This window comes from Bacillus sp. ms-22 (genome assembly GCF_009759805.1).
Taxonomy (GTDB): Bacteria; Bacillota; Bacilli; order Bacillales; family Bacillaceae; genus Bacillus; species Bacillus xiamenensis.
Map to the genome: position 1 here is coordinate 797,053 of NZ_CP046653.1, position 22,626 is coordinate 819,678.

At 44.0% G+C, this 22,626-nt stretch carries 21 protein-coding genes; 18 read left to right on the forward strand and 3 right to left on the reverse strand.

The window, feature by feature from the left end; translation table 11 throughout:
* Window positions 1-209: 209 nt before the first annotated feature.
* Window positions 210-434 carry a phage holin gene (locus tag GPA07_RS04085; RefSeq protein WP_071168531.1) on the forward strand — a complete coding sequence of 75 codons (225 nt, stop codon included), beginning with the start codon at window positions 210-212 and terminating at the stop codon, window positions 432-434.
* A 290-nt stretch (window positions 435-724) separates the two neighbouring features.
* Here the strand turns inward: GPA07_RS04085 and slrR are convergent, their stop codons facing one another.
* Window positions 725-1,195, reverse strand: coding sequence for an HTH-type transcriptional regulator SlrR (slrR, locus tag GPA07_RS04090; protein ID WP_008361196.1), 471 nt, complete (start codon window positions 1,193-1,195; stop codon window positions 725-727).
* 257 nt (window positions 1,196-1,452) lie between these two features.
* On the opposite strand from slrR, the gene GPA07_RS04095 reads away from it, so the two are divergent.
* The 13 genes from GPA07_RS04095 to GPA07_RS04155 all read left to right on the forward strand — a co-directional run bounded on the left by GPA07_RS04095 (window position 1,453) and on the right by GPA07_RS04155 (window position 15,168).
* On the forward strand, window positions 1,453-2,184 hold the full coding sequence (locus GPA07_RS04095) for a YveK family protein (protein WP_157292068.1): 732 nt from the start codon (window positions 1,453-1,455) through the stop codon (window positions 2,182-2,184).
* Window positions 2,174-2,857, forward strand: coding sequence for a CpsD/CapB family tyrosine-protein kinase (locus GPA07_RS04100; RefSeq protein WP_008361201.1), 684 nt, complete (start codon window positions 2,174-2,176; stop codon window positions 2,855-2,857). Before GPA07_RS04095 ends, GPA07_RS04100 begins: the two co-directional genes overlap by 11 nt.
* A 165-nt stretch (window positions 2,858-3,022) precedes the next feature.
* Window positions 3,023-4,897 (forward strand): polysaccharide biosynthesis protein, encoded by a 1,875-nt coding sequence (locus tag GPA07_RS04105; RefSeq protein WP_008361202.1) that lies wholly within the window; start codon window positions 3,023-3,025, stop codon window positions 4,895-4,897.
* Entirely contained in the window at window positions 4,863-6,002 is a 1,140-nt protein-coding gene (locus GPA07_RS04110; protein WP_071168535.1) for a glycosyltransferase family 4 protein, read from the forward strand. Before GPA07_RS04105 ends, GPA07_RS04110 begins: the two co-directional genes overlap by 35 nt.
* A 2-nt stretch (window positions 6,003-6,004) precedes the next feature.
* Window positions 6,005-6,844: a glycosyltransferase EpsE gene (locus GPA07_RS04115; protein WP_008361207.1), complete on the forward strand. Its 840-nt coding sequence runs from the start codon at window positions 6,005-6,007 to the stop codon at window positions 6,842-6,844.
* Window positions 6,837-7,967, forward strand: coding sequence for a glycosyltransferase family 1 protein (locus tag GPA07_RS04120; RefSeq protein WP_157292069.1), 1,131 nt, complete (start codon window positions 6,837-6,839; stop codon window positions 7,965-7,967). The genes GPA07_RS04115 and GPA07_RS04120 overlap by 8 nt, the downstream gene beginning before the upstream one ends.
* Window positions 7,968-7,981: 14 nt before the next feature.
* Window positions 7,982-9,085, forward strand: a complete 1,104-nt coding sequence (locus tag GPA07_RS04125; protein WP_157292070.1) for an EpsG family protein — start codon at window positions 7,982-7,984, stop codon at window positions 9,083-9,085.
* Between the two features lie 27 nt (window positions 9,086-9,112).
* Window positions 9,113-10,141: a glycosyltransferase family 2 protein gene (locus GPA07_RS04130; RefSeq protein WP_071168536.1), complete on the forward strand. Its 1,029-nt coding sequence runs from the start codon at window positions 9,113-9,115 to the stop codon at window positions 10,139-10,141.
* Entirely contained in the window at window positions 10,141-11,169 is a 1,029-nt protein-coding gene (locus tag GPA07_RS04135) for a polysaccharide pyruvyl transferase family protein (RefSeq protein WP_157292071.1), read from the forward strand. Before GPA07_RS04130 ends, GPA07_RS04135 begins: the two co-directional genes overlap by 1 nt.
* Window positions 11,170-11,197: 28 nt before the next feature.
* On the forward strand, window positions 11,198-12,727 hold the full coding sequence (locus GPA07_RS04140; protein ID WP_157292072.1) for an MATE family efflux transporter: 1,530 nt from the start codon (window positions 11,198-11,200) through the stop codon (window positions 12,725-12,727).
* Window positions 12,728-12,747: 20 nt separating this feature from the next.
* Window positions 12,748-13,341, forward strand: coding sequence for a sugar transferase (locus GPA07_RS04145; protein ID WP_157292073.1), 594 nt, complete (start codon window positions 12,748-12,750; stop codon window positions 13,339-13,341).
* Window positions 13,304-13,990 carry an acetyltransferase gene (locus GPA07_RS04150; protein WP_157292074.1) on the forward strand — a complete coding sequence of 229 codons (687 nt, stop codon included), beginning with the start codon at window positions 13,304-13,306 and terminating at the stop codon, window positions 13,988-13,990. Before GPA07_RS04145 ends, GPA07_RS04150 begins: the two co-directional genes overlap by 38 nt.
* Window positions 13,990-15,168, forward strand: coding sequence for a DegT/DnrJ/EryC1/StrS family aminotransferase (locus tag GPA07_RS04155; protein ID WP_157292075.1), 1,179 nt, complete (start codon window positions 13,990-13,992; stop codon window positions 15,166-15,168). The genes GPA07_RS04150 and GPA07_RS04155 overlap by 1 nt, the downstream gene beginning before the upstream one ends.
* Window positions 15,169-15,306: 138 nt before the next feature.
* Here GPA07_RS04155 and yvfG read toward each other — a convergent pair whose 3' ends face one another.
* Complete coding sequence (yvfG, locus tag GPA07_RS04160; protein WP_157292076.1) at window positions 15,307-15,522, reverse strand: protein YvfG; 216 nt, start codon at window positions 15,520-15,522, stop codon at window positions 15,307-15,309.
* A gap of 70 nt (window positions 15,523-15,592) precedes the next feature.
* On the opposite strand from yvfG, the gene rpoN reads away from it, so the two are divergent.
* Window positions 15,593-16,891: an RNA polymerase factor sigma-54 gene (gene rpoN / locus GPA07_RS04165; RefSeq protein WP_008361226.1), complete on the forward strand. Its 1,299-nt coding sequence runs from the start codon at window positions 15,593-15,595 to the stop codon at window positions 16,889-16,891.
* 172 nt (window positions 16,892-17,063) lie between these two features.
* Window positions 17,064-17,804 carry a FadR/GntR family transcriptional regulator gene (locus GPA07_RS04170; RefSeq protein ID WP_071168540.1) on the forward strand — a complete coding sequence of 247 codons (741 nt, stop codon included), beginning with the start codon at window positions 17,064-17,066 and terminating at the stop codon, window positions 17,802-17,804.
* A 226-nt stretch (window positions 17,805-18,030) separates the two neighbouring features.
* Here GPA07_RS04170 and GPA07_RS04175 read toward each other — a convergent pair whose 3' ends face one another.
* The gene (locus tag GPA07_RS04175) at window positions 18,031-19,473 is read right to left on the reverse strand and encodes a sigma-54 interaction domain-containing protein (RefSeq protein ID WP_008358263.1); all 1,443 of its coding nucleotides are present in this window, start codon (window positions 19,471-19,473) and stop codon (window positions 18,031-18,033) included.
* 209 nt (window positions 19,474-19,682) lie between these two features.
* On the opposite strand from GPA07_RS04175, the gene GPA07_RS04180 reads away from it, so the two are divergent.
* Complete coding sequence (locus tag GPA07_RS04180) at window positions 19,683-20,876, forward strand: ornithine--oxo-acid transaminase (RefSeq protein WP_157292077.1); 1,194 nt, start codon at window positions 19,683-19,685, stop codon at window positions 20,874-20,876.
* Between the two features lie 137 nt (window positions 20,877-21,013).
* Window positions 21,014-22,399, forward strand: a complete 1,386-nt coding sequence (locus GPA07_RS04185) for an amino acid permease (RefSeq protein ID WP_412096183.1) — start codon at window positions 21,014-21,016, stop codon at window positions 22,397-22,399.
* The last annotated feature ends 227 nt before the right edge of the window (window positions 22,400-22,626 follow it).

Genomic DNA, 22,626 nt, shown 5'->3' on the forward strand with positions numbered 1-22,626 from the left:
AGACTGCAAAGGTTTTCAGGTCACGCTGAAAAGAAGACAAAGGACTAAAATAAAGTCATTTTAGCCCTTTGTCAACAATCTAAGACATCATTCTACACATAAGAATGATGTCTTTTTTTGATCCTTTCTTCTATTCATTCGTTTCTTGCATACATATGAGAGGGAACGAGCAGTACCGCCCGCGTGAAGGGAAAAGGGAGGGTATATAGTTGAAGGTTCAAAAAATTAGTGCAGGTACGATTACAAGGCTTGTGTTGCTTTTATTGGCGCTTGTGAACAGTTCTCTCACCGCAGCTGGAAAAAGCCCGATTCCGATTGATGAAGAAGGCGTGCAGCAATTCATTTCGTTAGCCTTTCTAGGAGTGACATCACTATGGGCCTATTGGAAAAACAATGACATTACGAAAAAAGCCCGAACGAAAAAAGAAGAATAAGAGAAAACAGAGCCTTTTCATGAAAAAAGGCTCTCAGCGTGTAGACAAACCCTCGCATTCTTTGTCAGTCCTGCGTGCCGGTGCTCACGAATCTTAAATTCGCTCCGCGCCGGTACTCGTCCTTCCTAGACTGCAAAGGTTTTCATGTCACGCTGAAAAGAAGACAAAGGGCTAAAATAAAGATCATTTTAGCCCTTTGTCAACAATCTAAGAGCCTTTTCATGAAAAAAGGCTCTATTTCATCGAGGCATCAAACGCCTCTCCCCGCAAATTGGTCCTTTCTCAAAGGCTTACGCCCGGTATTCTCCCATATTCGTTAGAAACGCTTTCACTTCTTCGATGGTTAGGCCGATAGCTTTTGCTTCACTCATGAGACGCTTCCATTCTGAGATATTCGAATCGGTCAGCTTTCTATGGATAACATGTAATGTCTTTTCTTCCTGCTCCTTTCGAAAGGTTTGGAGCAGCTGATACAGATCTTCTTTAGGCATGCCGGATTGGACGGCATGCACGATATGCTCCCGCCATTCCTGTTCACCACCCTCAAAGTCATGAAACATCATTGTCTCTGCATCAAACAGCTCTTGTAAATCAATGTCTAGTGAAGAGGATACCTTTTTTAAAAACTGCACAGATGGATTCTGGTGGACACCACGCTCAATTTTACTCAAATACGATTTAGAGACATGGGCATCTTCAGCTAGCTGATGGATCGAGTATCCTTTCCTCTTTCGGTAAATGCGTATCACCTTTCCTATCATTCGATTTATGATCTCCCTTCTCCCTGGCGAATAGTTCTGCGACCTTTTCGTTCATTATAAGAAATAAATTGTTCTTTATAAAATTCAAAAACGTAAGAAACAGGAAGTAAACAAAAGAAAACGAACGATTTCGTTCTTTAAAAAGAACTATAAGACCTATTATGACATTTTTCTTTGCGGGTATTATCTTTTATAATCCAATCATTAACAAAAAGAAACCATATATAACCTTTTTATGATGAAATCGGGAGGTATCTATGAATGAGAATATAGGTTTTAAGCAGCTGTTTTCTGTCATTAAAGAGAAAACGGCCCTTCTGATCCTGATTGTCCTGATCGTAACGGGCATTTCAGCCTACTATCAGTTCTATGTCTCGACTCCTGTATATCAGGCAACAACTCAAATTCTTGTTCATAAACGAAGCAGTGACGCACAAGCGAATTTAAACGATATTCAGATGAACCTTCAATATACACGTACCTTTCAAGTCCTATTAAAAAGTCCAATCGTCATTGAAAAAGTAAAAGAAACACTCAATCTCACAGAATCGGCTGAAGGATTAAAACACAAAATTGCCACAAGTACAGAAAATGAGTCTGAGGTCATAAATATTTCTGTACAAGATGAGGACCGCGCCAAGGCAGTAGCGATTGCAAATACGGCAACAAAGGTGCTGCAAGAAGAAATTAAAAAGACCATGAATATGGATCGCATTAATGTTTTGTCTGAAGCCAAGCTGTCCAACACGATTCTCGTGAATTCACGTAAATTTGTTCATATCGTTTTGGCACTAGGCGCCTCTTTATTAGGGGGAATGACACTCATTTTCTTAATGAATCTACTCGATGATACGGTCAAACGAACACATCAAATAAGAGAAGAGGTCGGATTGCCGTCGCTCGGCAGTGTCTATCAGATGCAAGCAGACAGGAGGGCAAAAAAAGACAAGCAGTCCGTCATAACGGGAGGACAGAACATTGATTTTTAAGAGGAAAAAACGAGAAAAGAGAGATTTATCCTGTATTTCTGTATTAAATCCTCACTCTGTCATTGCGGAACAATTCCGAACGATCCGAACGAACATCGAATTCACATCCATTCAGACCCGATTGAAGTCGATATTGGTGACATCCTCCTTGCCGAAGGAAGGGAAATCATTTACGGCTGCAAACTTAGCAGCTGTTTTTGCACAGCAGAAAAAACGGGTTTTGCTCATGGATGCTGATTTACGTAAACCAGCCATTCATGAATATTTTGATCTAAGCCCGCACACCGGATTGACCAATGTGCTATTAAATAATTGCAGTTTGGAGGAAGCCATTTTGCCTACTCCGATTGAGCATTTAGAGCTGCTTCCGAGTGGGACGATTCCGCCGAATCCAGCTGAACTGCTTTCTTCCTCTGTGATGAAGCAACTATTTTATGAGATTGAGCAGCAGTATGACATGGTGATCGTTGATTCCACGCCGCTTCTGCCTGTAGCCGATGCCAAAATATTAGCGAACCGGACAGATGGAAGTATTCTTGTTGTATTAAGCGGTAAAACAAAGATCGCCGCTGTGAAAAAAGCAAAAGAAGTATTAGACGGAACAACAGGGAAACTGCTTGGGGCGATGCTAAATGGAAAGAAAGTGAAAAAGGGAAGGCACTATATGTATTAAAGAGATTGATAGGTGATGTCTCCTAATCTTTAACAACGGAGGCACTCGATCCTGCTGTGGGCATGTCTTATGCCTTAGATGCTCGTCATCGGTAGTGGGATGTGAGGACGGGTTTGATGCCCATTGTACGTAAGAATAGTGATGTTTTAAAAAGGGGGAGGAGCGTTGACTTACGCCCAAAGATTATCAATCATCGTAGCACTAGATTCATATCTCATTTTAGTTGCTGTCTTTTTTGGCTTTCAATTTGTCCAAGAGGCGGCGTTAACCGTATATACATTTGAAATGCTCGTCATTTCTTCGCTTAGTCTGCTCATTGGGCACCATTTGTTTTCGTATATTTTTCACGTGTACAAACAAGTATGGGCATATACAGGGGTAAGGGAGTTATTTTCTTTAATGAAGACCTTTGTGTGCTCTTTTTTATTTTCAATGACGGTGCTGTACCTCTTTGTGCAGACATGGCCATTTCGGTTTTTATTCATTGTCTGGCTTTTCCATGTTTTATTCATCGGAGCATCTCGTATGGCATCCAGGCTATTTCATGATGGGGCAAAGCGGCTGCAGGAAGAAAAGGAGCGGGCACTAATCGTTGGCGCCGGATCAGCCGGGACCATGATCGTTCGTCAGCTTCAACAGTCGAGTGATGTACGTATTGAGCCTGTCGCTTTTATTGATGATGACAAGACAAAGCATAGGCTTGAAATCATGGGACTGCCCGTTCTTGGGGGGAAAGAACATATTCAAAGAGCTGTTGTGATGATGGATATTCAAAAAATCATCATCGCCATTCCATCTAAAAGCAGTCACACCTTAAAGGGGCTTTATAAGGAATGTGTAGCGACTGGAGTCAAAACACAGATTATGCCGGAAATGGAGCAGATCTTAAAAGGAACCCATGCGCTGAACCAGCTGCGGGATGTACAGCCAGAGGATTTGCTAGGAAGAGAGCCGATTCAATTAGATACAAGCCGCCTATCTGTACATTTAAAGGGGAAAACGATCATGGTGACAGGAGCAGGTGGGTCCATTGGATCAGAAATCTGTCGTCAAATTTGTGTGTTTGCCCCTCGGGCCATTGTGCTTGTGGGACATGGAGAATTTAGCATTCATTCTATTTTACTTGAGCTGAAAGAATTATATGGAGACAGCATCAGCCTCTATCCGCAAATTGCGGATATTCAAGATAAACAGAAAATGAGTGAAATCATGGGTCATTTTCAGCCGGATATGATCTATCATGCTGCGGCACATAAACATGTCCCGCTCATGGAAATCAGTCCGAAAGAAGCGGTGAAAAATAATATTATTGGAACCAAAAATGTCGCAGAAGCCGCACATGAGCACGGAGTTGAAACATTCGTCCTCATTTCCTCAGACAAAGCGGTCAATCCTGCCAATGTGATGGGAGCGACAAAGCGGTTTGCTGAAATGCTGATCATGCAAATGGGGGCAAGCAGTAACACGAAATTCGTGGCTGTACGATTTGGGAATGTACTCGGAAGCAGGGGGAGCGTCATTCCGATCTTTAAAAAACAAATTGAAAAAGGCGGGCCGGTGACAGTCACGCACCCAGCTATGACAAGATATTTTATGACGATACCGGAAGCATCACGGCTAGTCATCCAAGCAGGTGCATTAGCAGAAGGCAGACAGATCTTTGTTTTAGATATGGGGGAGCCAGTCAAAATTGTCGATCTCGCAGAAAACCTCATTCACCTCTCAGGCTACACCACAGACCAAATTCCAATCACGTTTACGGGCATTCGTCCCGGAGAGAAAATGTACGAGGAGTTACTCAACCACCATGAAAAAGCACAGAAGCAAATCTTCCCCAAAATCCACATCGGCCATGCGCTGGATGGGGACCCATATGTGCTAAACCGCTTTATTCACGAATTTGACATGATGAGTGAAGATCAATTAAGACAAGCATTATTTGCAGCCATTGAGTCGCATGATTTGTTGACTGAACCGGTGCAAAGAGAGGAGGAGACGCTTGCTAATGAAGAAAAAAGTCTTGTTTTGCGCAACGGTTGATTATCATTTTAAGGCATTCCATCTCCCGTATTTTCGGTGGTTTCAGGAACAAGGATGGGAAGTGCATACAGCGGCAAATGGCCAGCTGGAGCTGCCGCACGTGGATCAGGCGCATTCCATTCCGATTCAGCGCTCTCCTTTTCATTTGCGCAACCGGCTTGCTTATGTGGAGCTGAAAAAGCTGCTTGAGAAAGAGCATTACCATTTCATTCATTGTCACACGCCGATGGGAAGTGTCATTGGCAGGCTGGCTGCCAAAGGTACACGCAAAAAAGGGACGAAGGTTCTTTACACGGCGCATGGTTTTCACTTTTGGAAGGGGGCTCCGCTTCAAAACTGGCTGTTTTATTATCCGATTGAAAGATGGCTCGTTCCATATACAGATGCGCTCATCACCATTAATGGAGAAGACTATAAAAGAGCCGATCGCCTGTCAAAAGAGAAAGTATCTGTGCATTATGTTCCCGGCATGGGTGTGGATATGAAGCGGTTTGCACCAGTTGATGATAAAGAAAAGCAGCGCCTTCGAACAGCATATGGCTTTACCCCGCAAGATTTTATCGTGCTGTGTGCTGGCGAATTAAATGACAATAAAAATCAAGGGATGCTCATCAAAGCGTGTGCTCAAGTTTACGGGCATATACCAAATGTAAAGATTGTGTTTGCGGGAGAGGGGACAAGCCGGCCGTTCTATGAAAAGCTGGTTCGGCAGTTGAATCTTGAGCCGCATGTTTATTTTGCTGGGTTTTGTCAAAAAATCGAGGAATGGATGCACATGAGTGATGTATGTGTGTCAACCAGCCTAAGAGAAGGGCTCGGCATGAATCTTCTTGAAGCGATGTCTGCTGAGAAGCCGGTCATTGCCACTGAAAATAGAGGTCACTGTGAGCTAGTCAAACATGGGGTGAATGGCTTTTTGATCAAACCGCAGGATGTAGATGTTTTAGCTGGTTATTTACAGCAGCTTTATCATAAAAAGGACCAGCTGTCCCTTATGGGAAAAGCGGGACGCTCCATGGCTCACGCATTTGCACAGGAGCAGACGGTAAGTGCCATGGAAGAGATTTATACAGCCTATATGGATCAAGTAGAGAAGGTGATGTGAGCATGCGTAAGCCGAAGGTATCTATCATCATGGGCGTCTACAATTGCCAAGAGACAGTAGAAGAAAGCATTGAATCCATTCTTCATCAAACCTATGAAAACTGGGAGCTCATCATATGTGATGACGCATCAACAGATGGCACCTATGAAAAAGTGCTTCCTTATACAAAAAGAGATCCTGAAAGAATTCGCCTCATTCGAAATGAACAGAACCAAAGACTTGCGGCCAGTTTAAATCGCTGTCTCACTGAAGCGACGGGAGAACTCATTGCAAGGCAGGATGGCGACGATGTATCAGTGCCTGTTCGTTTAGAAAAACAGGTTGATTTCCTCGATACACATCCTGAATATGATGTGGCCGGTACGGCGATGACAGTTTTTGACGAGTCGGGAACAAAGGGTGTTCGTGCCCTTGCCTCAGAGCCTGATCGAAAGGTGCTGGCAAGAGGAACACCTTTTTGTCATGGGACGATTATGATGAGGGCCTCAGCCTACAAGGCTTTAAATGGATATCGTTCTGTGAAAACAACAAGGCGAATGGAAGATATCGATCTTTGGATTCGCTTTTTTGCTGCTGGGAGGAAAGGCTTTAATTTGCAGGAGCCCTTATACATGGTGAGAGAGGATGAAGCGGCCTTTCAGCGCCGAAAATTTCGATATTCTATGGATAATGCCTGGCTCGTTTTAAAAGCATGCTGGCAATTAAAATTGTCACCGTTTGATTATCTATTTGCTCTTAAGCCAGTGGTTCGTGCCTGTATGTCACCAAAGATCATGAGGTTTTATCATCAGCGAAAGCTTGAGGTGTCGATGTTGAAAAGGAGGACGATCCGAGATGAGTGAGCCAAAGCGTGTACTGCACGTTGTGGGCGGAATGAATAGAGGCGGTGCAGAAACGATGATCATGAATATCTATCGTGCACTCGACAGGAATGTTCTTCAATTCGATTTCATCACCCACCGCAAGGACGACTGCGATTATGATGAGGAAATTCGTCAGCTTGGGGGACGAATCTTTTATGTCCCGAGTATTGGAGCGTCCTCTCCTTTGGCTTTTGTGAACACGTTGACGAAGACGATCAAGCAGACCGGCCCTTATCAGGCGGTGCATGCACATACGGACTTTCAAACTGGCTTTTCTGCCCTTGCTGCGAAACTGGCAGGTGTGAAGGTGCGCATTTGCCATTCACATAATACGGCTTGGAAACAGTCGCCAAGCTGGATTGATCACTTGATGTTCAAAGGTTTTCGACAGCTGACCTTTGCATGTTCTACCCAGCTTGCTGCCTGCGGCGAAGATGCCGGTGTTTTTTTATTTGGACAGAAGAAGATGCAAAAACGGCGAGTGGTGATTTTACCAAATGGAATTGATTTAGACCTTTTTTTTCAGTTGAAACCAGAGGCAAAGGTGGGGATGAAAAAACACCTCCATCTTGACGAAAAGAAACTGGTGATTGGTCATATTGGACGATTTCATGAGCAAAAAAATCATGTTTTTTTCATTGAACTGGCGCAGACTCTAAAGAAACAAGGGGTTTCATTTCAGCTTGTTCTTGTTGGGGATGGACCGCTCAGACAAGTCGTCGAATCGTATGCGGAAAAAGCAGGGGTAACGGAAGACATTGTGTTTACGGGTGTTGTATCGGAGGTCCCGGAGTACATGAAAGCATTTGATGTGTTTGTGATGCCTTCTTTGTTTGAAGGTCTCCCGCTCGTATTAGTGGAAGCGCAGGCATCTGGATTGCCTTGTGTGATCTCAGATCATATTACAAAGGAAGTCGATCTAGGCTGCGGGCTCGTGAAACGGCAATCACTGCGCGATTCAGCACATGAGTGGATGAAAGCAATTCTTGAAGCGTATCACGAAGAACCTCCTCTTCAAGAAACCATTACCTCTCAGCTTGGCCAAAGAGGATTTGATGTGAAACAGAACATCACTCGTGTGATGAATGTCTATGGATTGTAAGGAAGGATTGGCAGATGGCGGTTTATTTGGTGAACATGATCATGGTCTATTTATGGTCGAGCTTTGCTGCATTTTATGGCAGGCGTGATGATACCATACAAAGCGGTTGGCGGCCAAACAAGCTTCTGGTGTTTTTTCCGTTTTTATTTCTTTGTATTGTAGCGGGTATAAGGTACAAAGTAGGAACCGATTTTGTGACCTATGGGCAGATGTATGAGTACGCCGTTCATTATGAAAAGCCTTGGCATATATTTGGGTTTGGCGTAGACAAGGCTGCAACCGATCCGGGGTTTACGCTGATCTTATGGATGCTTAATCAGCTTTCACATGAGCCGCAAATCATGTATATCACAGTTGGGGGCATCACTTATTTTTTTATCATCAAGACGCTCATGCAATATGGACGGCCCTTTGAGCTTAGTATGCTGCTTTTCCTTGGCACATTTCATTATTATGCTTCGTTTAATGGTATGCGTCAGTATATGGTGGCGGCGATTCTTTTTTATGCCATCAGGTTTGTCATCAATGGTGAGTGGAAATTGTATTTTCCGCTTGTACTTGTGTGTTCGTTGTTTCATTCATCGGCACTTATGATGATCCCCGTTTATTTTATCGTCAGAACAAAGGCATGGTCATGGATGATGCTTGTTTTATGTATGATTTTTTTAGGTTTAACGGCTCTTTATGACCGCTTTGTTTCAGTATTTGTTGTGATGCTGCAAGGGAGCTCTTACGGCCATTACGAGGAATGGCTGACAACGAATACAAATGGAATGAATGTGACGAAAATTGGTGTGCTGATTCTGCCGCTTTTGCTTGCTTTCTTTTATCGAAAACGACTTCGTGAGCTGACGCCGGAGAGTGATTATATTGTGAATTTTTGCTTGCTTGGATTCTTGTTTGGCATCCTTGCAACAAAGGATGTCATTTACGCAAGATTTCATATTTACTTTGGTCTGTATCAGCTCATTTTACTGCCATATTTCACACGCATTTTTGATCAGCGGTCCAATTTCTTTATGTATGTTGGGATTGCCGTTTGCTATATTTTGTACAGCATTATGCTAATGCCGTTTGATTCTTCCGTTTTACCGTATCGAACGATTTTTACAAAGTAGATTTGAAGAAAGGTGGGGCATAAGGTAATGCCAGCTATCAGTCTATTGGTCGCAGTCTATAATACAAGTCAATATGTGGAGCAATGCCTCCAATCAATTGCAGACCAAAGCTTTTCAAATATAGAGGTCATTCTCATCAATGATGGCTCGACGGATCATAGCGGGGAATTGCTTGAAGCGTTTGCTGCGCGTGATGAGCGATTTCGGGTGATTCACCAAGCGAACCAAGGGCTAGGAGCAGTGAGAAACCGAGGCATAGAAGAAGCAAAAGGAACGTATCTCGCGTTTATTGATTCAGATGATATGCTCGCTCCTCATTATTGTGAAGCCTTGTATGAAAAAGCCGAAATGACCGGGGCAGATCTTGTTGTCAGTGAATATTGGATTCAATTTGAGCAGTCAAACAGAACCATACCGACGACGCTTTTAGCCCATCAAAAAGCAGAGAGGGCCAGCTTAATAGAATCGTTATTACATGGAGACATCACTGGATTCTCATGGAATAAGCTGTATCGGCGTGCTTTTATCGAAGAACATCAGATCCGTTTTCCGCTGAGAGGTGAGCTTGAGAATATTGAAGATCAGTATGTCACGCTGCGCTGCTTTTCTTTATCACGTGTCATGGCCTTTGTTCATGAACCGCTTTATTATTACCGGGTTCATCGATCATCCATTGTACAGCGGTATCAAAAGCAATATTTTCACCATGGACTGGCATTTTATGACACGCAGCGCTTGTTTTTAAAAGAGCATGACGAGCTGACACCATATGAGAAGGCTTTTCATGTTTTTATGGTCAATCATACGCTTCATTGTATGCTCAATGAATGGAAGAGCCAAAATTCGCTTTCATTTCAAGAAAAGCTTGATCATATGCGGGAAATGGTGACACACGAGGCGTTTCAGCATGCTGTGAAGCACGTGGAGGCATCGAAGCTGACTGTGCGAAAGCGAATGATCTTATTCCTGGCGAAACTGCAGTGGATTTATCCGCTTTCTGCGGCTGCTTCAAGCTATCAAAAATGGATAGAATATCAAACGAGAAAATCGGGGTGATGGGGTTGACATTGCAGCAATTAAAAGCACATGCCGCAGAGTGGTTGCTCTTAAAGGTCAAGTATCCGCTTGAGTATAGACTGAGCCGCCAAAGGCTCCCAGAGCTAAGCCATCAGAAGAAAATCATTCTCACTTTGCTGCCCGCACATGACAATTTAGGTGATCATGCCATTGCTTATGCGAGCTACTGCTTTTTACAAAAGTATTTTCCAGACTATCACATCATTGAAGTGGATATGCAGGAGTTGTATCGTCTCGCACGCCCGCTGAAGCAAGCGAGGCATCCTGAAGATATCGTCTGCATTATCGGCGGGGGCAATATGGGGGATTTATACCGCTATGAAGAATGGACGAGACAATTTATCATGACCGCCTTCAAGTCCTATCCTGTGATTCAGCTTCCCGCTACTGTTCATTTTACAGAAACGAAAAGAGGGAAAAGAGAAGAACGCCGCGCTATTCGAACGTATCAACAACACCCAAGGCTCCTTCTGATGGCAAGAGATCAAACCACCTATGAATGGATGAAGCAGCATTTCCCTGATAAAGAGGTATGGAAACAGCCTGATATGGTCCTGACATTAGATGAATCATCGAACAAGCAAGCACGTGAAGGTGTGCTGCTTTGTCTGCGTGAGGATAAGGAAGCCTATCTCACCCAAGAGAAGCGAAAGCAATTACAGCAGCATATCAAAGACACGTATGATCAAGTGGGGTTTATCACAACGACAATTGGAAAACGAGTGGATCGAACGACTCGTTTAGAGGAATTATCCACTTTGTGGACGCAGTTAAGACAGGCGCAAGTCGTCGTGACAGACCGGTTACATGGCATGATCTTTTGTGCGATTACACATACACCATGTATTGTCATCAGGTCCTTTGATCATAAGGTGATGGAAGGATATGAATGGGTATCGCATCTTCCGTTTGTCACCCTTTTGAAAGAACCAAATGAGGAAGCAGTGAAAAAGGCGATTCATCAGCATATGAAAACAAGCGGTGAAAAAGGAGAGGAAGCTGGATGAAGGCCCTTAAACACTGCGTGAAGACACTATGAACCGTGCGTTTCTTTACAATGTGAGTGCGAATATCATCACGTTTATCATGATGATGCTGATGTCTGTTTGTTTAACGCCTTACATTGTTCATACACTTGGAGTGGAAGCATTTGGTCTGATTCATCTGACGCAAAATATGATCAATTATTTATCGGTTATTACGGCTTCATTAAGTGCTGTGGTTGTGCGTTTTTTTTCTGTTGCGGCTCATAAAGGAGAGATGGAACAAGCGCAGCGCTATCTCGCCTCCTATTTTGTCAGTTCTATTTTTTTATCCATCAGTCTTTTTTTGCTTTGCGTTTTATTGTCTCATCAGCTCGTTGTCTGGCTTCATGTGCCCGCTTATCTCGCAAAAGACACACAGATCGCCTTTATGTTAGGGGGTCTTTTATTTATGCTCAATTTCGTCATGTCCGGTATCGGGGCTGCGCCGTTTTATGCGAATAAATTATATGTTTCAAGTGTTGGACAGGCCATCCAGATGTTTTGCAGGGCGCTTGTGATTGTGTTTTTGTTTACGGTGACGACACCCGCTATTTGGCATATTCCGCTTGCAGCCGTGATTGGGAGCTTTGCGGCTATGGGAATCGGCATCTATTATTTTAAAAAACTCATTCCTTGGTTTTCGTTTCAGTGGCGGCATGTCTCTTTATCTTCTAGTCTCACCCTTGTGCGATCAGGGGTATGGCATTCATTGGAGCAAATGGGGATTTTGTTATTTTTACAAATTGATTTATTGATGACCAACTTGCTGATTGGGGCAGAAGCGACTGGTCAGTATGCCGCCATTTTACAATTCCCATTATTATTACGCACACTTGCAGGGACACTTGCAGTTGTGTTTGCACCGACCATAACGAAATTATATTCAAATCAAGACGAGCAGGGACTCATTCGATATGCTGCCAAAGCCATAAAGTGGAGTGGTTTATTTGTGGCATTTCCCGCGGCTCTTCTAGGAGGTCTTGCCGGCCCGCTCATGCTGCTATGGCTTGGACCAGCCTTTGAGGAACTGAAATGGCTGCTCATGATTCATGCGGCTTATTTATGTTTGACATTGATGTTTTTACCGCTGACCTATGTGCCGCCAGCCTTTAACCGATTTAAAGTTCCAGCGGTTGTCACGCTCATATTAGGCGCTTCCAATGTGCTTTTTGCCTATGGATTGACTCAGCTGCTTCAGCTTGGCTTATACGGCATTGCATCAGCGGGAGCGATTGTTTTATTGATGAAAAATATCGTGTTTCTCCCATTTTATACGGCCAAAATCACAAAACAGAAAAGCACCATCTTTTACAAACATACAGTCGTTCCGCTATTAGGAGCTGTATTCATTTGGGGTTTCTGCGCTTGCATTCAGGCTGTGTATGACGTGACCTCGTGGTGGGAGCTCTTTTGTATTGGTGGAGTTGGTTTTATTCTCTACATGGGCTATTTGTATCTATTGGCAGGAACAAAACAAGAGCGGATACAGCTGATGCGTAAGGTGAAACAAGCTGCCGCTGCACGAGCTGTCTCCCGCTAGTGTGAAAAGGAGATGCAATGATGAAAAGAATAATAGATGTGGTCGTGGCACTGACTCTGCTCATCGCAGGTAGCCCTCTTTTCCTTCTCATGTATGGACTCATTAGGTGGAAAATCGGGGCTCCTGTGGTGTTTCGGCAGGAACGGCCTGGTCTGCATGGCCGGCCATTTATGCTGTATAAATTTCGAACGATGACTGATGAATGCGATGAACAGGGTGTGCTGCTTCCAGATCATCTTCGATTAACAAAAACGGGCGCCTTGATTCGCAAGCTCAGTCTTGATGAATTGCCGCAGTTGGTCAATGTGCTGAAAGGAGAGCTCAGCCTCGTTGGACCAAGACCTCTTTTAATGGAGTATTTACCGATGTACACAGAGGAGCAGGCTAAGCGTCACCTTGTGAAGCCTGGTATTACTGGATGGGCGCAGGTGAATGGAAGGAACACGCTCTCCTGGGAGGAAAAATTCACCTATGACCTCTGGTATGTTGAGCATCAATCGTTTTGGCTTGATTTGAAAATTTTATGGATGACTTTGCTGAAAGTCATCAAAACAGAGGGGGTGCAGCAGCCGCATCATGCAACAGCCGAAAAATTCAAAGGGATCGATACGTAAAGCGCAGCCCATTGGCTTAATTGGGGCTGGCGGGCATAGCAAGGTCATTCAGGATTTGATTTTTTCGCATCCTGATTACTCATTGTGTACTGTATTAGACGATCAGTTTGCTCAGGCGGTCACTCAAAGCGGCATTCTTTATGCACCGATCTCCATGAGTCAAATGCTAAGAGAGGAAATGCCCCATACGAAATGGCTGATTGCCATTGGACAAAATGAAATGAGACAGATGATCAAGGAACGTCTCTCGTTTAAAGACACGGCATTTGCCACACTGATTCATCCAGACGCCGTCATAAGTCCATCATCCAAGATTGGAAGAGGAACTGTGGTGATGACAAAGGCGGTTGTCCAAGCAGATGCAGTCATCGGTGAACATGCGATTATCAACACTGGCTCGATCGTGGAGCATGACTGCTTACTTGGAGCCTTTGTTCACCTTTCACCGGGAGCTGTGCTTACCGGCTGTGTTTCCGCGCGTGAGGGAGCCCATATTGGGGCAGGGGCTGTTGTGACACCTGGTACATCCATTGGAAGCTGGTCAATCATTGGTGCAGGAGCAGCAGTGACCCGAGATATACACGATCAGAAAGTCGCTGTAGGTGTTCCTGCAATTGAGATCAAAGATCGGAGAGAGGGCGGGAAATAATGAAAGAAAAGAACCGAATCTACTTATCTCCTCCTCATATGAGTGGAAAGGAAGGCTTGAAAATAGAGGAAGCCTTTAAGAGCAATTGGATTGCGCCTTTAGGACCGCTTGTGAATGAATTTGAGCAAATGGTCGCGAACTATGCAGGGGTGAAGAAAGGAGCAGCTTTATCTTCAGGAACAGCAGCCATTCATCTTGCCTTAAAACTCATTGGCGTTCAAAAGGGAGATGTTGTCTTTTGTTCCACCCTTACATTTGTGGCAAGTGCAAATCCTATTTTATATGAACAAGCAGTGCCTGTTTTTATTGATTCAGAAAGAGAGACATGGAATATGTGTCCGCTTGCGTTAGAGAAAGCCTTTGTTGAAACAAAACGTCTTGGGAAAAGACCTCGGGCGGTCATTGTCGTTCATTTATACGGCCAAAGTGCGAAAATGGATGAGATCATAGCGCTGTGTGAGGCATATGATGTGCCCATCATTGAAGATGCTGCTGAATCATTAGGCGCTATGTATAAAGGAAGAAAAAGCGGCTCAATGGGCAGGTTCGGTGTTTACTCTTTTAATGGAAATAAAATCATGACAACATCAGGAGGCGGAATGCTGGTGAGTGATGATGAAGCTGCCATCGAACGATGCCATTTCCTCGCCTCACAGGCAAGAGAACGTGCGATGCATTATGAGCATCAAGAGGTGGGGTACAACTATCGCATGAGCAACCTGCTCGCAGGTGTAGGGATTGCCCAAATGGACGTGTTAGACGAGCGTGTTCAGCAAAAGCGGCGCATTTTCCAGCGTTATCATGACGCTTTATCCGATGTTGAAGGCATTCATTTTATGCCGGAATATCAAGAGACGAAGTCCAACCGCTGGCTGACGACATTAACCATTGATCGTGATACGCAGATTTCTCCAGTCGAGATCATTGATGCGCTGGAAGAAGAGCAGATCGAAGCGAGGCGTGTATGGAAGCCGCTGCACAGGCAGCCGCTCTTTCATGATTGTCCTTTTTATACAGCCGCTACGGGGATTCCAGCCTCGGAATTGTTATTTGAGACAGGGCTTTGTCTGCCATCTGGAACAAGCATGACAGAGGCTGAACAGGAGCGCGTCATTGACACATTGCATGGTGCTCTGCATAAGAAAGCATGTACCTCTATCAAGGCAGCTCGTACATAAGCAGTTTGCCTTTATCCTGTGTATACTGCGGGGCGGTCCGGCTTTTTGATGATGTACAAATCAAAGCTGGATCAAAAGCGTTTCCTGCATGACAAACACCCTTTGCAATCGAGGCAAAGGGTGCTATTTTTCGCCCATTTATTCGCTGTCTTTTTTCACCTTTTGATAAGCTTCATCAAGATGCTGAATTCGTTTCAAGACAACAGCATTTTTGGTCAATTGGTCCTGAACCAGTGTAGAAACCACCGAGCGGTAGTAAGCATTCATGGCATGCACCTTGTCCTCGTGTTGATTCATGGCAATATGCTGTTTCAAGTTGTCGACAAAGTATGGAACAGAAAAAAGTTCAGACATGGAAATCACTCCTATTTCATATATACGGTCCGTCAATCTTCATGTAAAATGAGGAGAGGGAGGGGAGACAATGAGCCTTAAACTGCAACAAGAACAAGTATTAAAGCATGTGCTCACACAAGAACTCAGGCAGGCCATTACGTTGCTGCAATTGAATTGTGCAGAGCTGGGCGAGTATCTTGACCAGCTAGCGCTTGAGAACCCTCTGATTGAGCGGAAAGACACGGACAGCTATCAACCAGTTTATCATAAAAGAACGCAAGATCGAATGACAGAGCCGTATCGTTCGCACCAAAAAGAAAGCCTGCAAATGTATTTAAAGAGACAGGCCATTGATTTGAATTTAAGTGAAAAGAATCAAAGAATCTTTCACTTTATGATTGAGTCCATTGATTCCAATGGCTACCTAAATGAACCGGTTGATCAAATGGCCGCTGTTTTGGAGGCTTCTTCAGAAGAAGTAGAAGCCGTTCTTCATCAGCTTCAATCATTAGAGCCTGCCGGTATTGGCGCAAGATCATTGCAAGAATGCATTCTGCTTCAGCTTAGAAGAAAAAAGGACCGCTGGTATGAGGCCGAGCGGATCATCGAAGAGCATTTCTTTCTTTTCGCAAGAAAGGCTTGGAAGGAAATTGCTTCAAAAACAGGCATTCCAATGAAAACACTTCAAGCGGTACAAGATGAGGTGTCACTCCTTGAACCACGACCAGGCCTTCATTTTTCTTACGAGGAACAGCATGTGTATATAGAGCCCGATGTGTTTATTACTGCTATGCAAGATCACATTACATTTGAGCTGAACCAGCGTGCCTTTCCGGACATTGAAATGAATCAAGCGTACTTCGCCATGATTCAAGATCGAAAGCGGCATGAAGCATATGCGTATTTAAAGGAAAAAGAGCAGCAGTACAATTGGCTTGTTCAAGCGCTTAAACAGAGAAAACAAACGATGACAAATGTCGTTCGTGAGATTATCTTACAACAGACTGATTTTTTCCTTACCGGGAAGCATAAAATGAAACCGCTTACGATGAAGCGGATTGCAGATGTTTTACAAGTGCATGAGTCGACAGTGAGCCGAACCGTCAAAGGGAAAATGGTGCAAACCCCTTATGGATTAATGGAAATGAAACAATTTTTCCAAGCGAAACTAGAGGGGCATTCGCTAGAAGAAGCGTCCAGCTACACAGTGAAGACCCACATTGCCGAGCTGATTCAATCGGAAAATAAGAAAAAACCGTATTCGGATCAGCAAATCATGACGTTGCTTCAGCAAACCTTTGGTATTCGCGTGTCGCGCAGGACCATTGCAAAATATCGTGAACAAATGAACCTTCCGTCATCCACACAGCGGAAGCGCTATGATTAAAAAGAAGCACATGCCAGAAAAATGGCTCGTGCTTCTTTTTTGATGAGAAAAAGACCGCTTGAAGATTTCTTGAGAATTGAGAAAAGGGGAGACGTGTGATCTGAAATTTTGGGGTAAAGTATAAGATAGGGCATGAGCCGAAGGATAGACAACGGTGATGAGGTGAGACCAATTGAAATATAAACAAATCAAAACGAAAAAAATATATGAAGAAATAGCGGATGCATTAGTTGAATCCATTCGTACGGGTGAGCTTCTACCAGGGGAAAAATTAGATTCGGTTCAAGCGCTCTCTGAAAACTTTCAAGTCAGTCGTTCCGCTGTGAGAGAGGCGCTGTCCGCTCTGAAAGCGATCGGATTAATAGAGATGAAGCAAGGAGAAGGCACATATGTGAAGCAGTTCGATCCTGAACAGCTCGCATTTTGTACATCTCCTGCTTTTTTGATGAAGCAGCAAGATATAGCGCAGCTTTTTGAAGTGAGGGCAATCATTGAAGCAGGTGCTGTCAAAAAGGCGGCGCTGCTGCGAACAGACGAGGACCTTCATCGCCTGCGTGATGCACTCGAACAAATGAAGCTGGCAGAAGCTCATCAAGAAATGGGGGAAGAGGCAGACCTCACATTTCATCTTGCCTTAGCCAAAGCCTCGAAGAATGGTGTACTAGAGACATTAATGAGTCAGGTTTCAACCTTGTTAATAGAAACGATGCGAGAAACGAGAAAAGCTGTACTGTTCTCAAAGAAAGCCTCCATACGGCAGCTTTACAAAGACCATGAGCAAATTTATCAAGCCGTCATGGCCAAACAGCCAGAAGAAGCAGAGAGAGCGATGCTCACACATTTGGAAAATGTAGAAAGACGTCTCGGCGACGTGCAACAAGAACAGGGAAGAAAGCCAGATATACAACAATAGCTGTGCCCCATAAGGGCACAGCCAGCGTGTAGACAAACCCTCGCATTCTTTGTCAGTTCTGCGTGCCGGTGCTCACGAATGTCAAATTCGCTCCGCTCCGGTACTCGTCCTTCCTAGACTGCAAAGGTTTTCAGTTCACGCTGTAAAGAAGACAAAGGGCTAAAATAAAGATCTTTTTAGCCCTTTGTCAACAATCTGAGCTGTGCCCCATAAGGGCACAGCTCTATTATTGACGAGTAATATGCAGTTTTTTCATTCGATATTGCAGACTTTGCCTGCTCATGCCCAGTATCTTTGCAGTCTGTGAAATATTGTCGTCCATTTGATTTAAGTAATGGACGATATATTGTTTTTCAAAGCGTTCCATTTGGGTTTGAAAATCAGTCGTCTGTTCCGAGCTTGTGTAGATAAAGGTATCAGCTGCTGATGGTTGCTGCACAGGACTCACCTGCATGTGTTCAGCAGGACGACCTTCCCTATGCTTGAATCTGAAATGATAGGGAAGATGCTGCAAGCTTAAGTATGCTTCATCCATCATCATATTCATCCCAGCCTCAATCACATGCTCCAGCTCTCTGACATTGCCTGGCCAATCATAAGCCTGAAACAGAGCAAGCACCTCTTCATCAGCCGCCTTCACATTCATTTGAAACAGCTCATTATATTTTTGAATAAAATGCATGACAAACGTAGGGATGTCTTCTTTTCGCTCAGAAAGCGGGGGGATAAACAAGGTGACAATTCCTAATCGGTAAAATAAATCCTTTCGCATCCGTCCACTCGCAATCGCATCCACAGGGTCCTCATTCATATTGGCAATTACTCTCACATCAACGGCAATTTCTTTTGTGCTGCCTAACCTTCTCACGCGCTTCTCCTGCAAGACGCGCAATAGTTTTGCTTGAAGAGCCGGGTGTAAGGAATTGATTTCATCTAAAAGCAGTGTCCCTCCTTGTGCTTGTTCGAATAGACCGGGCTGATCTGTTGCGCCTGTAAAAGCCCCTTTTTGCGTTCCGAACAGCAGACTTTCAATAAGGTTATCAGGAAGCGCCGCACAGTTTTGGGTAATAAATGGTCCGGATGAACGACTGCTGCCATTATGAATGCTTTGTGCAAACAGTTCTTTCCCTGTCCCTGTTTCTCCAACAATCAGCACATAAGATGAGGTGCGTGTGGCTCGTTTCGCATGCTCGATGACTTCTAAAAATGCAGGACTCTCCCCAATAATTGAATCAAATGTAAAGCGTGTGTTTCCTTTTTTCTTCATATTGTGATGAATCAGCCGTTCGAGCTTGGTGACGTCATTCGAAATTTCAACTGCTCCTTGAATCAAACCGTCTCGAACGAGCGGGTATGTATGGTTAATGGTTGTGATTTCTTTTCCATTGTAGTTGTGATATGTCTGCTTTGCATGAACCGTTTGTTTTCCCGTTCGCAGCGCTTGGACAAGTGTGCTGTGCATCTCGTCTTGAAAGACAAAGAGGTCTAATACATTTTTATAAAGGACATCAGAGCGTTTTAAAGATTCGATCTCCATCATTTTTTTATTATAAACAATGGTATTGCCATTTTCGTCAATGGCGTGCACCCCGACATCAATTAAATCGAGCATTTGTTTATACAGATCAATCTCATTTTCAAGTTTTTCGACATGGTGCTCTTTTTTCATTTACGCCACCTCCAGACCTTTCCCTCTATTTTACATGAAATATTTTGCGGTTTCCTCTTAAAAATTTTGCATATGAAAAATCATTTTGCGTTAAAGGCAAGATAAAACCTAGAACGAAGCGATTACAAAGTTGGCACAATCCTTGCATAACATAAGAGTGAAGATGAACCCAATGGAAAAAGGCAAGCTTATTGAAGGAGGATAACATGATGACACAGACAAATGAATTGATTCAACAAACAGAACAATATGGTGCTGCGAACTATCATCCGCTGCCAATTGTGATTTCAGAGGCTGAGGGCGTGTGGGTGACTGACCCTGAAGGCAATCGATACATGGATATGCTTAGTGCGTATTCCGCAGTCAATCAAGGACATCGGCATCCCCGTATTATTGAGGCACTCAAAACACAAGCAGACCGTGTGACACTGACATCGAGAGCCTTCCATAATGATCAGCTTGGTCCTTGGTATGAGAAAATTTGCAAACTGACGAATAAAGATATGGCGTTGCCGATGAATACAGGAGCGGAGGCTGTGGAGACGGCTGTAAAGGCAGCAAGGCGCTGGGGCTATGATGTAAAGGGCATTGAAGAGAATCGCGCAGAAATCATTGCATGTACCGGGAATTTTCATGGCCGTACGATGACGGCTGTGTCACTTTCTTCTGAAGCAGAATATCAAAGAGGTTTTGGTCCGATGCTTCCGGGCATTAAGCTCGTCCCTTATGGAGATCTGGATGCGCTGCGTGAAGCAATCACTCCGCAAACAGCGGCTTTTCTCATTGAGCCGATTCAAGGGGAAGCGGGCATTATCATGCCGCCAGAGGGCTTCTTGAAAGAAGCAAAGGCACTATGTGAGAAGGAGAATGTTTTATTTATTGCAGATGAAATTCAAGTAGGATTAGCACGAACGGGTAAGATGTTCGCATGTGACTGGGAAGAAATTGAGCCTGATATGCTGATTCTCGGTAAAGCACTTGGCGGCGGGGTATTCCCGATCTCATGTGTTGTAGCAAACCGTGATATTTTAGGCGTGTTTAATCCGGGGTCTCATGGGTCTACATTTGGTGGAAATCCTCTCGCATGTGCAGTGTCACTTGCTGCACTGGATGTTTTAATTGACGAGAAGTTAGCAGAGCGTTCAAAGGAGCTTGGCAAATATTTCAAATACAAACTGTCACGTATTCAAAGCCCTGTCATTAAGGAAGTGCGCGGGCGCGGACTATTTATCGGCATGGAGCTGCATGAGGCAGCTAGACCATATTGTGAAAAGCTCAAGCAAGCAGGGCTGTTATGCAAGGAAACCCATGAGACAGTAATTCGATTTGCACCGCCGCTCACCATTTCAAAAGAAGACTTAGACTGGGCGATCAATCATATTGAAGCATTGTTTCAAGCATAAAGGGTGCAAGGGAGAAGCCTCAAATTCTCCCTTTCTCTTTCAATGAACGGCGAATTTTGTCAAAAGATGATGAATAGAAGAGTGAAAGTGGGGAAGCGGATTTGAAGCAAGAACAGCATAATGAACTAGAGCGTTCCATGAAAAGCAGACATCTCTTTATGATTGCCTTAGGCGGGGTCATTGGCACAGGCCTTTTCCTTGGGTCAGGACTCATTATTCATCAGGCTGGACCTGGGGGAGCGATTCTTTCATTTATCATTGGCGGCCTGTTCATGTATTTGGTCATGCTCTGTCTTGGTGAATTAGCAGTGGCGATGCCGACAGCCGGTTCCTTTCAGGCGTATGCAACCGAGTATATTGGTCCATCCACAGGCTTTATGATCGGCTGGCTCTATTGGTTTAGCTGGGCATGTACAATCGGACTTGAGTTTACATCGGCAGGTATTTTACTCCAAAGGTGGTTCCCTGATATTCCTGTGTGGCTTTGGTGTCTGGCATTTAGCATCATCTTATTTGCCATCAATGCCATCTCAGCACGAAGCTTCGCTGAGACAGAGTTTTGGTTTTCAGCCATCAAGGTTGCTGCCATCGTCTTGTTTATTATCATTGGAATTGGCGCAATTTTCGGAATGATTCACTTGAAAGACGGAGAACCAGCCCCTCTATTTCGTCATTTGACGGATCATGGCGGCCTTTTTCCGAATGGTATTTTTGCGATTTTATTAACCATGGTCACAGTTAATTTCTCCTTTCAAGGAACAGAGCTTGTAGGGATTGCAGCAGGGGAGAGTGAAAGTCCCGAAAAAACACTCCCTCGTTCTATTCGGAATATTATTTGGAGAACGATGGTCTTTTTCGTCTTATCTATTGCGGTTCTTGCCGCACTTCTTCCATGGCAGACAGCAGGCACTGTAGATAGTCCGTTTGTTGTGGTATTGGACAAGGTCGGCATACCATACGCCGCCGATATCATGAATTTTATTATCATTACAGCCGTTCTATCTGTAGCGAACTCTGGATTATATGCATCATCACGAATGCTCTGGTCGCTTTCAAAGGATGGGAAAGGACCTGTTTTTACGAAAAAATTGTCCAAGCGTAAAATTCCGATCAACGCATTATTGGTGACAATGGGTGTTTCTGCTCTATCTCTGCTCACGAGTGTTGTAGCACCAAAAACGGTCTATGTCTGGCTTATTTCAATTTCAGGTATGGTGCTTGTGGTCGTATGGATGTCCATTTGTTTATCCCAGTATTTCTTTAGAAGACAATTCATAAAAGACGGAGGAGATGTAAAGGATCTCGTCTTCCGTACACCACTTTATCCATTTGTGCCATTGGCAGGCTTTATCGCATTTGGCTTGATTCTTATCAGCTTATTCTTTATTGAGGATCAGCGGATTGGCCTTTATTGCGGTGTTCCGTTCATGGCTGCCTGCTATCTCATTTATTACCTTAAAATCAAACCGAAGGAAGATGCGAAGCGGTTTGCTGAAGAGGAAGAAGCGGTACCAAAAACATAAGCAGGCGGATCACATTCGCCTGCACCTTTTCATGCCAAATTCATTCTATATAGAAGAAAAATAATATTTTGAAAGAAATAAAATAGCGAGAAGCTAGGTGACAAGCAGGTTATCGGCGAAAATGTGTCTATTTTTTGTCTAAATGTGTTTGTAAGAGTTGAAAATGCAAGATGATCCTGTTAAAATAATGAAAGAAAGCAGGGTTTGATTTTTTTTGGCTGTGGCGG

Bases quoted from the DNA above. Each gene is read 5' to 3' on its own strand.
- GPA07_RS04185 (WP_412096183.1), top strand. From the start codon at position 21,014: ATGAAAAGCAGACATCTCTTTATGATTGCCTTAGGCGGGGTCATTGGC.
- yvfG (WP_157292076.1), bottom strand. From the start codon at position 15,522: ATGTCTGAACTTTTTTCTGTTCCATACTTTGTCGACAACTTGAAACAG.
- GPA07_RS04095 (WP_157292068.1), top strand. From the start codon at position 1,453: ATGAATGAGAATATAGGTTTTAAGCAGCTGTTTTCTGTCATTAAAGAG.
- GPA07_RS04150 (WP_157292074.1), top strand. From the start codon at position 13,304: ATGCAACAGCCGAAAAATTCAAAGGGATCGATACGTAAAGCGCAGCCC.
- GPA07_RS04115 (WP_008361207.1), top strand. From the start codon at position 6,005: ATGCGTAAGCCGAAGGTATCTATCATCATGGGCGTCTACAATTGCCAA.
- GPA07_RS04155 (WP_157292075.1), top strand. From the start codon at position 13,990: ATGAAAGAAAAGAACCGAATCTACTTATCTCCTCCTCATATGAGTGGA.
- rpoN (WP_008361226.1), top strand. From the start codon at position 15,593: ATGAGCCTTAAACTGCAACAAGAACAAGTATTAAAGCATGTGCTCACA.
- GPA07_RS04125 (WP_157292070.1), top strand. From the start codon at position 7,982: ATGGCGGTTTATTTGGTGAACATGATCATGGTCTATTTATGGTCGAGC.
- GPA07_RS04175 (WP_008358263.1), bottom strand. From the start codon at position 19,473: ATGAAAAAAGAGCACCATGTCGAAAAACTTGAAAATGAGATTGATCTG.
- GPA07_RS04120 (WP_157292069.1), top strand. From the start codon at position 6,837: ATGAGTGAGCCAAAGCGTGTACTGCACGTTGTGGGCGGAATGAATAGA.
- GPA07_RS04145 (WP_157292073.1), top strand. From the start codon at position 12,748: ATGAAAAGAATAATAGATGTGGTCGTGGCACTGACTCTGCTCATCGCA.
- GPA07_RS04140 (WP_157292072.1), top strand. From the start codon at position 11,198: ATGAACCGTGCGTTTCTTTACAATGTGAGTGCGAATATCATCACGTTT.
- GPA07_RS04110 (WP_071168535.1), top strand. From the start codon at position 4,863: ATGAAGAAAAAAGTCTTGTTTTGCGCAACGGTTGATTATCATTTTAAG.
- GPA07_RS04130 (WP_071168536.1), top strand. From the start codon at position 9,113: ATGCCAGCTATCAGTCTATTGGTCGCAGTCTATAATACAAGTCAATAT.
- GPA07_RS04135 (WP_157292071.1), top strand. From the start codon at position 10,141: ATGGGGTTGACATTGCAGCAATTAAAAGCACATGCCGCAGAGTGGTTG.
- slrR (WP_008361196.1), bottom strand. From the start codon at position 1,195: ATGATAGGAAAGGTGATACGCATTTACCGAAAGAGGAAAGGATACTCG.
- GPA07_RS04180 (WP_157292077.1), top strand. From the start codon at position 19,683: ATGACACAGACAAATGAATTGATTCAACAAACAGAACAATATGGTGCT.